At 60.3% G+C, this 13,611-nt stretch carries 12 protein-coding genes; 8 read left to right on the forward strand and 4 right to left on the reverse strand.

All coding sequences use genetic code 11. The annotated features are described in order from the left end of the window. The first annotated feature begins 2 nt into the window (after positions 1–2). Positions 3–218: a hypothetical protein gene (locus WMP96_RS05835; protein WP_049361586.1), complete on the forward strand. Its 216-nt coding sequence runs from the start codon at positions 3–5 to the stop codon at positions 216–218. Continuing rightward, positions 211–450: a hypothetical protein gene (locus WMP96_RS05840; RefSeq protein ID WP_301715949.1), complete on the forward strand. Its 240-nt coding sequence runs from the start codon at positions 211–213 to the stop codon at positions 448–450. The genes WMP96_RS05835 and WMP96_RS05840 overlap by 8 nt, the downstream gene beginning before the upstream one ends. 50 nt (positions 451–500) lie before the next feature. Here WMP96_RS05840 and malQ read toward each other — a convergent pair whose 3' ends face one another. After that, positions 501–2,624 (reverse strand): 4-alpha-glucanotransferase, encoded by a 2,124-nt coding sequence (gene malQ, locus WMP96_RS05845; protein ID WP_301715948.1) that lies wholly within the window; start codon positions 2,622–2,624, stop codon positions 501–503. A gap of 94 nt (positions 2,625–2,718) precedes the next feature. On the opposite strand from malQ, the gene WMP96_RS05850 reads away from it, so the two are divergent. The 4 genes from WMP96_RS05850 to WMP96_RS05865 all read left to right on the forward strand — a co-directional run bounded on the left by WMP96_RS05850 (position 2,719) and on the right by WMP96_RS05865 (position 7,416). Further along, positions 2,719–4,551, forward strand: a complete 1,833-nt coding sequence (locus WMP96_RS05850; RefSeq protein ID WP_239205100.1) for an AMP-dependent synthetase/ligase — start codon at positions 2,719–2,721, stop codon at positions 4,549–4,551. Between the two features lie 251 nt (positions 4,552–4,802). Next, positions 4,803–5,483, forward strand: a complete 681-nt coding sequence (locus WMP96_RS05855; RefSeq protein ID WP_301715947.1) for a hypothetical protein — start codon at positions 4,803–4,805, stop codon at positions 5,481–5,483. Positions 5,484–5,848: 365 nt separating this feature from the next. Then, entirely contained in the window at positions 5,849–6,316 is a 468-nt protein-coding gene (locus tag WMP96_RS05860) for a hypothetical protein (RefSeq protein ID WP_340432350.1), read from the forward strand. A 191-nt stretch (positions 6,317–6,507) separates the two neighbouring features. Beyond that, entirely contained in the window at positions 6,508–7,416 is a 909-nt protein-coding gene (locus WMP96_RS05865; protein ID WP_340432353.1) for a hypothetical protein, read from the forward strand. A 241-nt stretch (positions 7,417–7,657) separates the two neighbouring features. On the opposite strand, the gene WMP96_RS05870 is transcribed toward WMP96_RS05865, so the two are convergent. The 3 genes from WMP96_RS05870 to WMP96_RS05880 all read right to left on the reverse strand — a co-directional run bounded on the left by WMP96_RS05870 (position 7,658) and on the right by WMP96_RS05880 (position 11,203). Further along, on the reverse strand, positions 7,658–8,530 hold the full coding sequence (locus WMP96_RS05870; protein ID WP_301715945.1) for a hypothetical protein: 873 nt from the start codon (positions 8,528–8,530) through the stop codon (positions 7,658–7,660). 220 nt (positions 8,531–8,750) lie between these two features. After that, the gene (locus tag WMP96_RS05875) at positions 8,751–9,809 is read right to left on the reverse strand and encodes a CNNM domain-containing protein (protein WP_239205106.1); all 1,059 of its coding nucleotides are present in this window, start codon (positions 9,807–9,809) and stop codon (positions 8,751–8,753) included. Further along, positions 9,809–11,203, reverse strand: a complete 1,395-nt coding sequence (locus tag WMP96_RS05880; protein WP_301715944.1) for a hemolysin family protein — start codon at positions 11,201–11,203, stop codon at positions 9,809–9,811. Before WMP96_RS05880 ends, WMP96_RS05875 begins: the two co-directional genes overlap by 1 nt. Positions 11,204–11,350: 147 nt before the next feature. On the opposite strand from WMP96_RS05880, the gene hemW reads away from it, so the two are divergent. Both hemW and hrcA read left to right on the forward strand, forming a co-directional pair. Further along, positions 11,351–12,490 (forward strand): radical SAM family heme chaperone HemW, encoded by a 1,140-nt coding sequence (gene hemW / locus WMP96_RS05885; protein ID WP_301715943.1) that lies wholly within the window; start codon positions 11,351–11,353, stop codon positions 12,488–12,490. 59 nt (positions 12,491–12,549) lie between these two features. Then, positions 12,550–13,599: a heat-inducible transcriptional repressor HrcA gene (gene hrcA, locus WMP96_RS05890; RefSeq protein WP_049361576.1), complete on the forward strand. Its 1,050-nt coding sequence runs from the start codon at positions 12,550–12,552 to the stop codon at positions 13,597–13,599. The last annotated feature ends 12 nt before the right edge of the window (positions 13,600–13,611 follow it).

A 13,611-nucleotide genomic window follows, 5' to 3' on the forward strand; every position in this document is an offset into this window, starting at 1 on the left:
CCATGGAGTGGTTGACGAGCTTGGGCAGCACGCTATCGCAATTGTTGGTGCAGGCGCCCGTGTGGATTCAAATGGTCATCGTGGTGGCCATCGCCGTGCCGCTCATGGTGGTCGTAGCGTGGTGCCTGATGTGGGTGGTCGACTACATAGCCAACCGAGGCAAACGCATGATTTCCCAGCAACGCAGCCACAGCACTAAGGTAGACCACCATGGCTGAGGAAAATAACGAGCGCGCACGGCAAGAGCGCGCCGAGCTGCGCGCTAACCCCCGCGAGGGACTTTGGGACCCCGAAGCAAAGCGCGCCGGCCAGTCTTTCGCCTCGGCGGCCACGCCTGGTGCACAGCCCGTTAAACGCAAGCGCGCTCTGCCCAAATCCCGTGTCACGCTCACGTTGTGGACGATGATCGCGCTGGTGATAGTCGTCGCACTGATCGGCCTGTGGACCTAAACCTGCTCCACCCCACACCAGCGCCTAGGCCCGGCGTTAGGCCTTCCGCTTTATGCTTTCCGGCTGGTGGCCTCTAAGCGCTGGAAGAATTCCAGACTAGGAAGATCCTCAATGAGCAGGGGAGCGCCGTTGGTATCACATAGCGGCACGCACCAATTGGGATAAAGATCGTGCGTGGTACCCGGCTGATTTTGTGCGCGCACATCACCCACCATGTCCACCAAGCTGGTGCACGCAAGAGCCGAAGGTGTACCTACGATATAGCGATGCAGCGCTTCGCTTATATCCTCCTCCGCGCCGCGAGAAGCGCGCTCTGCCGGATCTACGAGGTAATCGCGCTGTGGCAAGAGACCACGGTCCGCCACGGCTTTGAGTACGCGGGCCTGCCACTCGATGTCATCGCGCTGCTCTTCTTCCACCGAGCGGGTAAGCACGCCTAGGTGCGCGCGTAGCGAGATATGATCGCCGCGCAGGTAGGCCAAGGTCGGCGGCAGATCGTGCGTATTGACTGAGGACAGCGCCAGCGGGCGGTACTTCTCCTGCGGCAGCGGGGAGTAATCATCATCGTCGTGTTCAAACCACACGATGGATGTACCCAGCACCGCCTTCTGGGCGAGCACGTCTTGTACCCACGGCTCTACCGTGCCGAGGTCTTCCCCAATGACCACCGCACCGGCGCGTTGCGCTTCCAGAGCCAAGATGCCCACCATGGCCTCAAAATCATAGGAGACATAGGTGCCCGTCAGCGGGCTGGCCATGCGCGGGATCCAGTACAGGCGGAAAAGCCCTAAGATGTGGTCCACGCGCACGCCGCCGGCATGGCGCAGCACGGTGGAAAGCATCTCGCGCCACGGGGCATAGCCGGCGGCGGCCAAGCGCTGCGGGTGCCACGGCGGCTGCGACCAATCCTGGCCTTGCTGGTTATAGTCATCCGGCGGAGCGCCTACCGAGCACTGCGGTGCCAAGTATTCGGTGAGATTTACCGCGTCGGCGCCACCCGGGTGCACGCCCACCGCCAGGTCAGTGACCAGGCCTAGGCGCATGCCGGCATCGAGCGCACGCTGTTGGGCGGCGGCCAGCTGCTCATCGCACAGGAACTGCAGCCAGGAATAAAAGCGCGTGAGCTTGTCCGTATCCAAGCCCTCGGCATGGCGCTGGCCCGATTGCGCTGCGGCGTCTTGCTGCGCGCACCAGGCAGCGAAATCGCGCAGGCCACGGCCCTCTTCGCGGGCGTAGCGCACGAAGGCCTCTTCGCGCTCCGGAGTGGGCTGGTAATTAAAAAGCTCGCGCAGCACCTGCAGCTTGGCCTCAAAAATGGTGTCGCGCTCAATCTCCTCCGCGCTGCGGTTGCGCTGGCGAAACTCTTCGGCCAGTTCGCGCACATCATCCTGCAGGTCCTCGGGCAGGAGCTGGAGTTCCGGGATGGATTCGATGTGCAGGTAGAGCGGGTTGATAAAACGCCGCGTGGTGGGCAGGTAAGGAGAATCCTCAATCGGCGGCAACGGCTCGGCCGCATGCAGCGGGTTGACCAGCAAAAAGTCCGCGTGCGGCGCGAGCGTTTCAGCCAGCTGCCCCAAATCCTGGAAATCACCTATTCCCCAAGAAGACTCCGAGCGCACCGAATAAAGCTGCGCCATCACGCCGCTAATCGGGTGCTCGACAAACTCATCGGCCGTGGTGAGGCGCGCCGGGGTAATACTCAGCGAGCAGGCATGCTTGCCGATGCCCTCTGACTCCAGCACCAGCTCGTGATAGCCCAGCGGCAGATCGCCAGGGATATGGAAGCTGGCCTCGCCCCATAGCGTGCCATCGACGTCTGCGTCTGGGGCGTCGTTGCGATCTTGGTAGACCTCGCGGGTGCCGCCTTTTTCCAATTCGATGTGTACGTTGGCGGCAGCGCCGGCGTGTACATGGACAACGAACCCGCGCTCCTGACCCTGGGGTGCGACGACGCAGTGGGGAAGGGGCTGGGAGGAGCGGGTGAGGTAGTCGTCGTAAAGCAGCTGCGTTAGCGCCGCATCGTCCGGATTGTCATCGATGGCCACGCCCAAAGCGCGCAGGGTATAGGTAATAGTGTCTTCAGCAACGTGGACGGGGAAACCAGACTGGGAGGTATAGCTGGTGGCCACGCCGTGGCGCTGAGCGAGTTCTTCAAGCAAGTCGCGGGTAGTCACAGGCCACATTGTGCCACGGGTGCAACGCGCCTGCTGCGAAACAGATTGGTACAGTAGGCGGAGATTAATAATTAGCTGTTCGAAAGGACACCGCGTGACCCTGCAAGAAGTGCATACCCCGGCGCAATTTACTATCGAGCCGGGCGAAACCTGCCTGACCGCCCTGATGGACACCGTGAAGAAGCGTCCGCACGGCGTCATGTTTACCCGCCCAGCAAATTACGAGTGGGTCAATGTAACGGGCAAAGAATTCATCGATGAGGTCTTTGAAGTAGCCCAAGGGCTTATCGCCCTTGGCGTGCAGCAGGGGGACCGCGTCGCTCTCATCTCTGCTACCCGCTATGAGTGGTCCCTTTTGGATTTTGCCATCTGGGCCGCGGGAGCCGCCTCCGTGCCGGTCTACCCATCTTCCTCCGCCTCCCAGGTGCGTTGGATTATTGAGGACTCCGGCGCAGTGCTGGCCATTACAGAAACCCGCGAGCACTCCGAACTGGTAGAAAACCTGGTTTTGCAAGAAGATGGCGAGCCCAACCTTAAGGGCTCTCCTTCGCAGCTGCGCCGCGTATTGGAAATCAACTCCTCTGCCATTGACACCCTCAAGTTCGAGGGCCGCGGCGTGGCCGCGGAGGAGGTCTACGCCCGCATCAAGGCCACTTCCACCGATGACCTGGCCTCCCTGGTTTATACCTCGGGTACCACCGGCCGCCCCAAGGGCTGCATCCTCACCCACCGCAATTGGCTGGCCCAGACCCGCGGCCTGTGCACCAATCCCATTGGTATCTTTGCCGTCCCGGGCAGCCATACCTTGACCTTCCTGCCACTGGCGCACGTCTTTGCCCGCGCGGTATCCATTGCGGTGGCCATGCGCGGTGCCTCCCAGAACCACTGGTCGGACTTTTCCACCATTTCCATCGAGTTCGCCCGCTCCCGCCCGAACGTCATTTTGGGTGTGCCGCGCGTCTTTGAAAAGGTGCGCAATTCTGCCGCTGCTAAGGCCGCCGATTCTGGCATCAAGACCCTGCTCTTTGAGCAGTCCGAAAAGGTCGCCATCGAATACTCCAAGGCTTTGGACAAGCCGGAGGGCCCGGATCGCCTGCTGAAGGCCAAGCACAAGGTCTTTGACAAGCTGGTCTATTCCACCATCCGTAAGGGCGTGGGCGGCAACGTGAACTACTGCATTACCGGCGGCTCCGCCATGGGCCATGACCTGCTGCACTGGTACCGCGGCATTGGTATCCCGGTCTATGAGGGCTACGGCCTCACCGAGGTCGCCGCCGCGGCCGCGGTGGACTTTGTGGACCAGTCCATCGGCACCGTCGGCCCGCCCATGGGTGGCGTGACCTTCCGCATCAATGATGAAGGCGAAATCTGCATCAAGGGCGATATCGTCTTCCACGGTTACTGGAATAACCCGGAGGCAACGGCCGAAGCCCTCGAGGATGGTTGGTACAACACCGGTGACTTGGGCGAGATTGATGAAGACGGCAAGCTCGTTATTACCGGCCGCAAGAAGGATCTGATTGTTACGGCCGGCGGCAAGAATGTTTCGCCCGGCCCAATGGAGGATATCCTGCGCGGGCACCCGCTTATCTCCCAGGCCATGGTGGTAGGCGATGGCAAGCCTTTTGTCGGCGTGCTGCTGACCCTGGATCCGGATATTTTGAAGCGCTGGAAGCTGGACCACAATATTCCGGAAAACCGCTCGATGCGTGAGCTAGCCACCGACCCCACCCTGCGCGCGGAGTTGCAGGACGCCATCAACCAAGTCAATGCCACCGTCTCCCACGCGGAGGGCATCAAGAAGTTCTACATCCTTGAGTCTGACCTTACTGAGGAAGAAAATGAGCTGACCCCCACCATGAAGGTCAAGCGCAACGTGGTAGCGCAGCGTTATGCCGCGGCCATTGAGCATTTGTACAAGCGCTAGTCTGCGCGATGGGTACACCCGAGGACATGTCCTCGGGTGTTTCTTTTTGCCCTGCTTGGCGACGCCCCTTGTGCAGCTCACCCCGCCGCCCTCTGCTCTGGGCGGGCGAACCTGCCATAAACCTGTGAATGGCTTCGGAGTGTCGCGCGCCCGTGGCGGTGGATCTCGCATAGAGTCGTGAAGCGTTACAGCAAACCTCAACCTCTACTAGAGGTTAGAAATGGGACCGTGGAAGGAGTGGCTCGAAGCCAATGCACAAAATCGCCGCCGAGCTGCGCCACCGCGAGCTTACGCAAGAGATTTATAATATCGGCGACGAAGTCGCAGAATATCTCGAGCACCTCATTGAAGCCATCGAGGATTGGGACGAAGAGCTGTGCATGGATTGCCTGGCTGAGCTGGGCGATATCGTCGAAGATGCTCGCGTTGATTCCGGCCGGTGTGTAGGCGAGCTGATGGGCCTGCGCCAAGCATTGGTTTCCGGCGTGCGCTCCGGCACGATTTCCGCCGCTTCTTCCGGTGTGAACGACGTGGAAGAGCCGGAACAACTCACCCCGCGCCTGCTGGATGAGCGATTCCCCATCTCCAAGCCCATTGTGGTGCACGAGCTGGCCCAGTCCCTGCGTTACCGTACCCAGGCCGTGGCGGATTACCTGCGCGAGGTAGTCGAGTACGTGCTTGCGCAAACCGACGCCGTGGCCCGCAACCTCGACATGGTCTCCCTGCCGCACCTGTACAAGCGCACCGGCGAGTCCGCCCTCATCGCGGTGCAAGCGTGGAAGCACACGGTGCTTGATACCCACCCGGCCTATGTGCGCACGATGCGAGGGCATAACCCGCCGCAGTTCTTGGAGGAGCGTGCCCGCGTAGCGGCGGTGGTGGAAAGGGTTCGCGCCAAGCGCGAGGCGGCTCGCCGGGCTACAACTGCATAAATTATTGAGGCTTCCTTGTTTTAGACAAGGGGATGTTCACGGCCACCGAGATTCCCTCTCTCGGTGGCCGTTGAAGTTTCCAGTGGATTTATGCGTGGATTTCCGGAGGGATCTGCCCCAATTCGGGTAGGCATTTAGGAGAATTTTAGGTTAACAGCCGTTTCAGATGGTCCACGTTATGCCTGTTCAGCTGGTTGGTCCTGTGGCCAGCCATGTTGTTGCTAGGTCACCCTTAAGATTTAAGTAGAAAATACTCTTAGTGCGCTGTAAGGTATTTTCCGTCCACGCGAACGCCGTGCCCTAGCATCATCCACACGCGGCGCGCGCAATTAAATTCTTCAACCATATCTACAGGGAGTCAAACCATGGGCGCACGCCGAACTTCTCGCCTCATTGCCAGCGCAGTGGCCGTAGCCACCTTCTCTTCGATTACCGTTGTTCCTACCGCCGTCGCTGCCGAGGACACTACCTTCGTCGAAGAAAAGACCACCGACGATACCGTAAGCCTCAATGGCATCGAATTCGATGAAGAAGGCAATCTGCTCGAGAAAAACAACGCCGGCGATAAGGCGATGAAAGAACTCGACGCGGAAGACGATGCCGCCGATTCCATCACCCCATATGCTGTAGATGGTGCCGAGGAAGCCACCGAGACTCCGGCCCCCGAGAAGCCTGCAAAGCCGACCTCTCTTGATGAGCTCGCACAGACCGAGGCCTCCAATGGCGACGTGAACGTCAAGGTGGTTAAAGACGAAAAGAAGGACCAGCTGGTCTGTGAGGTGACTGATGCCCCTGAAAGGAAGGCAACCTGCTCGACCTCAAGCTTGCCCTAACTAAGGCCTTCTACGATGGCGGCGAGAAGATTATCAAGACCGTCTGGGAAATCATCCCGGTAGTCGGTGACCTGGTTCCGGCCGATTTCATCGATAAGATTTCCGGTAAGACCTGGGATGGCATTGCCAAGCTGGTCAAGGAAGGCGAGAAAGACAAGACCGTTACCTGGGACCTTTCCCGTGCCCAGGGCATGGCCATCGGACGTATCGATAATGCCGATGCCGATGTTGATATGAACAACCCGGATGCCGCTAAGAAGACCGTATCCGGCCTGCTCAAGTTCGCAGACGGTACCTTTGGCAAGGGAACCAAGGTTATCTTGAAGCTCTTTAATGCAGCCGTTACCATCGCCGGCTTGGTTCCAGGTGCGAACGTCGCTGGCGACCTGAAGCTGAGCAAGGATCAGCAGAAGAGCATCGAAGACTCCCTGAACAATATCTCCACCGCAGCTTCCGATCTGGCGGCCGTTAATGCTCCGGCCGGCCAGCTGTGCTCCGATATGCTCAACGGCAAGAAGACCAAGGATCAGCCTGCCGAGGTCGATCCTTCCGAGGAACCTTCCTCCGAGGAAACCACTTCTGAGGCACCAGCATCCGAAGAAGCTACCTCTGAAGAGACCACCCCTTCCGAGTCCGCACAAGAAACCTCCACCGAAGAGACCTCTGCTGAGGAAACTTCCGCGGAAGAGCCGACTTCTGAAGAATCCGAAGAGTCCGAGGAGCCTACCACAGAAGAAACCACTCCTGAGGAGTCCACCGAGCCTTCTACCAGCGAGGCTGTCGTTGTTCCCGGCAAGGATGGCCAGGATGGCGTAGATGGCCAGGACGGCCGCGACGGCCGCGATGGCCGCGACGGCCGCGACGGTGAAGATGGCCAGGACGGCAAGGACGGCCGCGACGGCCGTGACGGACGCGATGGTCGCGACGGTATCAACGGCAAGGATGGTAAGGACGCAGACCTATCTTCCGTAGCCGGCTTCTCTTTCCTTGCGGCACTCGTAGGCGGCGGCACGGTACTGGGCATCCTGTCTGCCGTTGACTACCTCTACACCCACGGTATGCTGCCGAAGAACAGCGTCCCATGGCGCATCAACCAGTAAGACCATTCTCTTAGGTCTTTAGCTGGAATCGGTAAAGCCTCCACGAGCATGTTCTCGGGGAGGCTCTTTCGATCTGTAGTCATTGTTGCGTCGCATCCCGAGAAATATTCTCGCACCCTCCCTTCGCGCTCACCGGCGCGGCAGATTTCGTCGCGAAAGTGCTGCCGGTGAGCGCGAATGGCAGGGGAGGGAAAGATAGGGGAGAGGAAGTCAGATGTGGCGGCAGGTAGAAACCGCGGACTTAAGCGGAACGGGCGGCCTTCTGCCCAGCGGAGACGGTGGCGGTGAGGTCGGACAGAAAACGGTCGGGGTGGTCGACGAGCTGTCTCGGGGAATAACAAAGGACGGTGAATCCCGCCTTTCGTAGGAGCTGGTGACGCTCGCGTTGGTGGGGCAGCGCCTTCGCAGAGACGATGTCAACGAGATAGGCGTTGTTGATACACAGAGCGGTCGTGATGCCGGGAAGAGCTTTGAACTGTGCTTTGAAGAAAATAGGCCACGGGAAATCAGCCTCAATGATAAGGGCGCGGGCAAAGGACTCATACGGAGAACGGGAAAGCTCAGAGGCGTGGTGGATCACAGCGCGAACGATGCGGCTATTGCGCACCCTTCCCATGCCGGCGAATTCTTGAGTGAGTTCTTCCCGGCTTACCCCGGCGCGTAGCGCCGAGTCCGCAGCGATGAGGCCATCGCGGAAGCCGTGGTAGCGGGCGATATCGATAACCGCCCGGGCTTTGGAAACACAGCGGGTGCCGTCCACGAGGACAGGTTCAGGCAGGGAAGCCTTGCGGTAGATGCGCTCGGGGCGGCGGCGGTCTTTGTGGGGGAGCGTATTGGTGGGAAGTGCCATCTCAATCTGTTCCTCGGCCGTGGCGATGACCCACAGGCCATGTACTCGGGCGGCGGATTTGGAGATGAGTACTGCGGTATAGGCGCTGCGAGCGGCGGCGATGGCGCGCAGGCGCAGTTGGGACGGGAAATCGAGGCAATGATAGTGATCGCGCCGGACAGCGATGCGCGGTGCGAGCTTAAGGTAGGTGCCGTTTTTCAGGTCGGTCCAAAAGGTGGGGTGGTTGGCGCGGATGGAATCGATATTGGTCAGTGGTGTTGTCATGCCTTTAAGCAAAGGGCACGCTTCTGGCCGGCGCGAGGAAGTAACGGCCGGGCTTGTGGATAACGGGGAGGCTGCGATGGGCAAGTGCTCAAAGTGGCAGCTGAGGCAAGCCGTGGGCGAACTTGTCCACAAGGTGGAGAGGCTGCACTTACGCGAGGGCGGGAAATAGGAAAGCCCGCGCCGGCAAAAAGGGGCGGGCGCGGGCGGGGACGAGCGGGACTTAGACGGCCGGGGGAGGGGTGACCTTGTCTAGCTGCTCGGTAATCTGCGGCCACAGCTGGCCCATGATGTCATCCCAGGTAAGGATCCACACGGCATTGTCCTTATCGGCCTTACCCACCATGACGAGCTGCTCGTTGCGGGCCCGCATATGGTCCAAGGTCTTTTGCACGGTAGTAGAAGAAGACACGGACAGGGCGGGGCGGGAGAACTCGAGGACCGGGGTCTCCGGAGCTGCCAGCAAGGTATCGCGCACGTGGACTACGCGGGGAACGCGGGAGTCCTTAGGAAAGACCAGTACGCGCATGATGTTCTTGCGCACGACGAGGTCCTGGAGATCGTCCACGGTGGCGTCGGAAGGCAGGGGCACTACCTCGGAGCCATGGGCGCGGGCCATGGCGCCAACGGTGGAGTTTTCCAACTCGATGACATCGGAAATCTGGTTGGCGGAGTCATCATCCAATGCGCCGGTTTCGCGGGAATGCTCGACCAAGGTACGCAGGGTCTCGGCATCGTAGCCGGCCGCACCGGCACGATCGACGGGCTCTTCGCCCGCCATGGCCACGAGCTTATTGGCCATGACATTGATCCATTTCAGCAGCGGGCGGAAGATCCACACGAAGCCGCGCGCGGGAACTGCGATGACCTGCAGTGCGGTTTCAGGGTGTGCGATCGCCCAAGACTTCGGCGCCATCTCACCCAGCACTAGGTGAAGGAAGGTGACGACGAAGAGGGCGAGGATAAAGCTAGCGACATCGGCAATGCCCAGTGGTAGTCCCACAGCTTTTAGCGGGGCCATGAGCAGGTGGTGGACCCACGGTTTGGTCACAGCACCCAGCACGAAGGTAGCGGCGGTAATGCCCAGCTGCGCGCCGGCAAGCATGATGGTCAGTTCATTGAGCGAGCGCAGGCCGGCCCGGGCAGTACGGGAATTTTCCGCATACTCTTCCAAACGGTGACGGCGAGCGCCCATCAAGGAGAACTCGATAATCACAAAGAAGCCGGAAGCGGCGATGATAAGTAGGGTAACGAGGAGGTTAAACCACCAAGATTCGGTCATTATGCATCCTCCTTCTCATCGTCATCATCGGACTGGTCGGGGTAATCCTCCACCAGCTCGATGGCAAGGACGGAGGGCACGTGGCGGTCCACCTCTTGCACGCGCAGGCGGATAGAGCGCACGGGCGCCTCATCGTGGTCCACCCAATCATCGGGCTCGGCCTCGAGCTGAATGGCGTGTTCCTCACCGACCTCTGGCAACGCGCCGGAGTGGGCGATGACGAGGCCAGCGACGGTTTCGAAGTCGCCCTCAGGCAGGTCGTGGCCGATGGCGCGCTCGATTTCATCAATGGGCGTATCGCCATCTACCACCCAGTGGGAATCGTCCTGCTCGGTGATTTCCTCGGTTTCTGCGATATCGTGCTCATCGGTGACATCGCCCAAGATTTCCTCGGCCAAGTCCTCCATGGTCACGATGCCTACGAAGCCGCCGTATTCATCGATGACGCAGGCCATCTTTTGCTCGCTATCGCGCAGTTCTTCCACGACATCTGGTAGCGGCATCAGCTCGGGTACCACGACGGGGTCCTGCATGATGCTGGTGGCCTTGGTGGCGGCGGGAAGGTCGCTTCCCAGGACGTCGAAAAGATGCACCACGCCCACCGGGTTATGTTCGTCATCGATGATGGGGTAGCGGGTGTGCTCGGACGACATCATCTCGCGAACCTCCCCAAGGGTGGTGTCCGGGTCAATGACGTCCACGCGGGAGCGCGGGATCATGGCGTGCTCTACGTCGTGCTCAGGGAAGTCCAGCAGGCGGTCGAGCACCATATAGGTATTTTCATCCAGATCGCCAGCCTCATGGGAGGAATCCACGATGGATTCCAAGTCATCGGCGGTGGCGGAGGAGTCCACGTCTTCTACCGGTTCAATGCCAAAAACCTTGAGGATGGCATTGGAAGAGTACTCAAAGAAGTGGATGAGCCAGCCGAATAGCCGCAGGTAAAGCTGCGTGGAGGAGGCCAGCCAGCGCGCCGTCTTCATAGGAGCGGCGATGGTGTAGTTCTTGGGGAAAAGCTCCGCGAAGAGCATGGTTGCAATCGTGGAGATGAAAAGCGCCGCGATGGTGCCCACGGTAATAGACACTGCGCTCGGCACACCAACGCCGCCGAGCAGGACGCCCAGTCCTTGGCCCACGAGCGGCTCGGCCACATAGCCGATGAGCAGGCCGGTAATCGTAATACCAAGCTGCGCGCCGGAGAGCATGAAGGAGGTCTGCTGGGTAATAGCCAGCGCGCGCTGCGCCGTCTTATCCCCCTCAGCAGCCTGGGACCGCAGCTGTGTGCGGTCCACGGACATAAAAGAAAATTCCTGGGCCACGAAGTATGCATTCGCGACGATGATGAGGCCGATGACTACAAATCCGGCCAGGATCATCAAAATAGCCGATAACATGATTTACTCCCCACCGCCTAGAAGGAGGTAGGGACATCGACTGGGAGGTTCCACTGAGGGTGCCTTTCTACTTGGGAAGATGCAAACATACTACATGCTTAACCCCCCTTTCGGCCATTTTGTTCCCGCCCTATTAGGGTTTTATCCATGACTGAACCCTTCGGGCTGTATATCCACGTTCCTTTCTGCGCCACTCGTTGCGGGTATTGCGATTTCAACACCTATACCCCAGGAGAGCTCGGCAGCCCGCGCGATCTCACCGGGCCTTATCTGGATGCCTTGGACCGCGAGCTGGAGTTGGCGGCCGCGCGCGTAGGCCGCCCGGCCGAGACCGTCTTCATTGGCGGCGGCACGCCTTCTTTGCTGGGCGGGCAGGGGCTGACCCGGATCCTCAACACCGTCCGCTCCACCTTCGCCTTGGAACCAGGGGCGGAGGTCACCACCGAATCCAACCCGGAGTCCACCTCTCCCGAGTATTTTGCCCAGCTTGCCGACGCCGGCTATACCCGCATCAGCCTCGGCATGCAGTCCGCTTCCCGCGGCGTTCTCCAAGTCCTAGAACGCGCTCACACCCCCGGCCGCGCCTTCGCCGCCGCTCGCGAGGCCCGCGCCGCTGGCTTCGAGCACGTCAACCTGGACATGATTTATGGCACGCCCACCGAAACGGATGACAATGTACGCGAAACGCTAGACCGCGTATTAGACACCGGTGTGGACCACGTCAGCGCTTACTCACTCATCGTTGAAGACGGCACCCGCATGGCCCGCAAGGTCAACAAAGGCATCTTGCCCGCACCGGACGAGGACGTACTGGCCCGGCGCTACGAGATGATTTCTTCCACCCTCGAAGCGGAAGGATTTGAGTGGTACGAGGTCTCCAATTGGTCCAAGCCGGGTGGCGAGTGCGAGCACAACCGCATCTACTGGGTAGACGGCAATTGGTGGGGCGCAGGCCCCGGCGCCCACTCGCACTTAGGCAACGAGCGTTTCTTTAACGTCAAGCACCCCTCGCGCTATATCGACGCCCTTGGCCGCGGCGAGCTGCCCATTAAGGAAACCGAAACGCTCACTGAGGCCGACCGTCACATGGAAAAGATCATGCTCGGCCTGCGCCTGCGCGAGGGCATCCCGGAGACCTGGCTCGATGCCCACGCCGCTCCCGCCCTCGAGCGCTTTATAGGCCGCGGACTGCTCGAGCGTGCCGGCGAACGCGTACGCATCACCAAGCCCGGCCGCTTGCTGGCCGATGGCATCATCACCGATCTCCTCGTCGCCGAAGAATCCTAAACCTCGTCCCAGCTAAACTCGAAAGCACGTGAAAGAGCCAAGCGAATAGGAGTGACAACGTGTCTACCTCAACCGATGCCCGCCGCAAGGAAGTCCTGCGCGCCATCGTGGCGGACTATATTGCCTCCCAAGAACCGGTCGGTTCTAAAACGCTGCTGGAGCGCTACCAGTTAGGTGTTTCCTCGGCCACGATCCGCAATGACATGGCCGTGCTGGAATCACAGGGCCTTATCGCCCAACAGCACGCCAGCTCCGGCCGCGTGCCCACCCAGCAGGGCTACCGCCACTTTGTCGACTCCCTCCATGAGGTCAAGCCGCTTTCGACCCCGGAGCGCCGCGCGATGCTCAGTTTTTTGGAAGGTGGCGTGGACTTGGAAGACGTGCTGCGTCGCTCGGTGCAGCTATTGGCTCAGGTGACAAAGCAGGCGGCCGTCGTCCAGCTGCCCAACCTTAAGGTCTCGCGCGTAAAGCACTGCGAGGTTGTGGCGCTGTCCCCGGTGCGCCTGCTGCTGGTGCTTATTACCGATAACGGCCGCGTGGACCAGCGCAACGTGGAGCTCGATGAAATCATTGACCAGGATCAGACCTTCCGCCTGCGTGACATCGTCAATAGTGCGCTGGTGGGCAAGACGCTTAGCGACGCCTCCGTGGAACTTGCCCACCTCGTCGATGACGCTCCCTTGGATATCCGCCACCATGTGCTCAAGGTGGCCACCACGCTCATCGAGACCCTAGTGGAGCAGCCCTCCGACCGGCTGATTATGGCCGGGGCCTCCAACCTGACGCGCGTGGCCCGCGAATTCCCAGAAGGTTTACCCAAGATTATTGAAGCGTTGGAAGAACAGGTCGTCGTCCTCAAGCTCCTTGCCCGCGTGCCGGATCTAGGCAACGTCTCCGTGGTCATCGGCGAGGAAAACGAGGAAGACCAGTTGCGCCAAGCCTCCGTTGTGGCTACGGGCTACGGCCTTGGCACCGGCGATGAGGTGGCCACTCTCGGCGGCCTCGGTGTGGTGGGGCCTACCTTTATGGATTACTCGGGAACAATCTCTAAGGTCTCTGCCGTTGCACGGTATGTGAGCGAAATTTTGGCCGGCGAGCAGTGCGAGTAAACTAGCTGGCCG

The organism is Corynebacterium sp. KPL4035, from assembly GCF_037908325.1.
GTDB classification, from domain to species: Bacteria; Actinomycetota; Actinomycetes; order Mycobacteriales; family Mycobacteriaceae; genus Corynebacterium; species Corynebacterium kefirresidentii.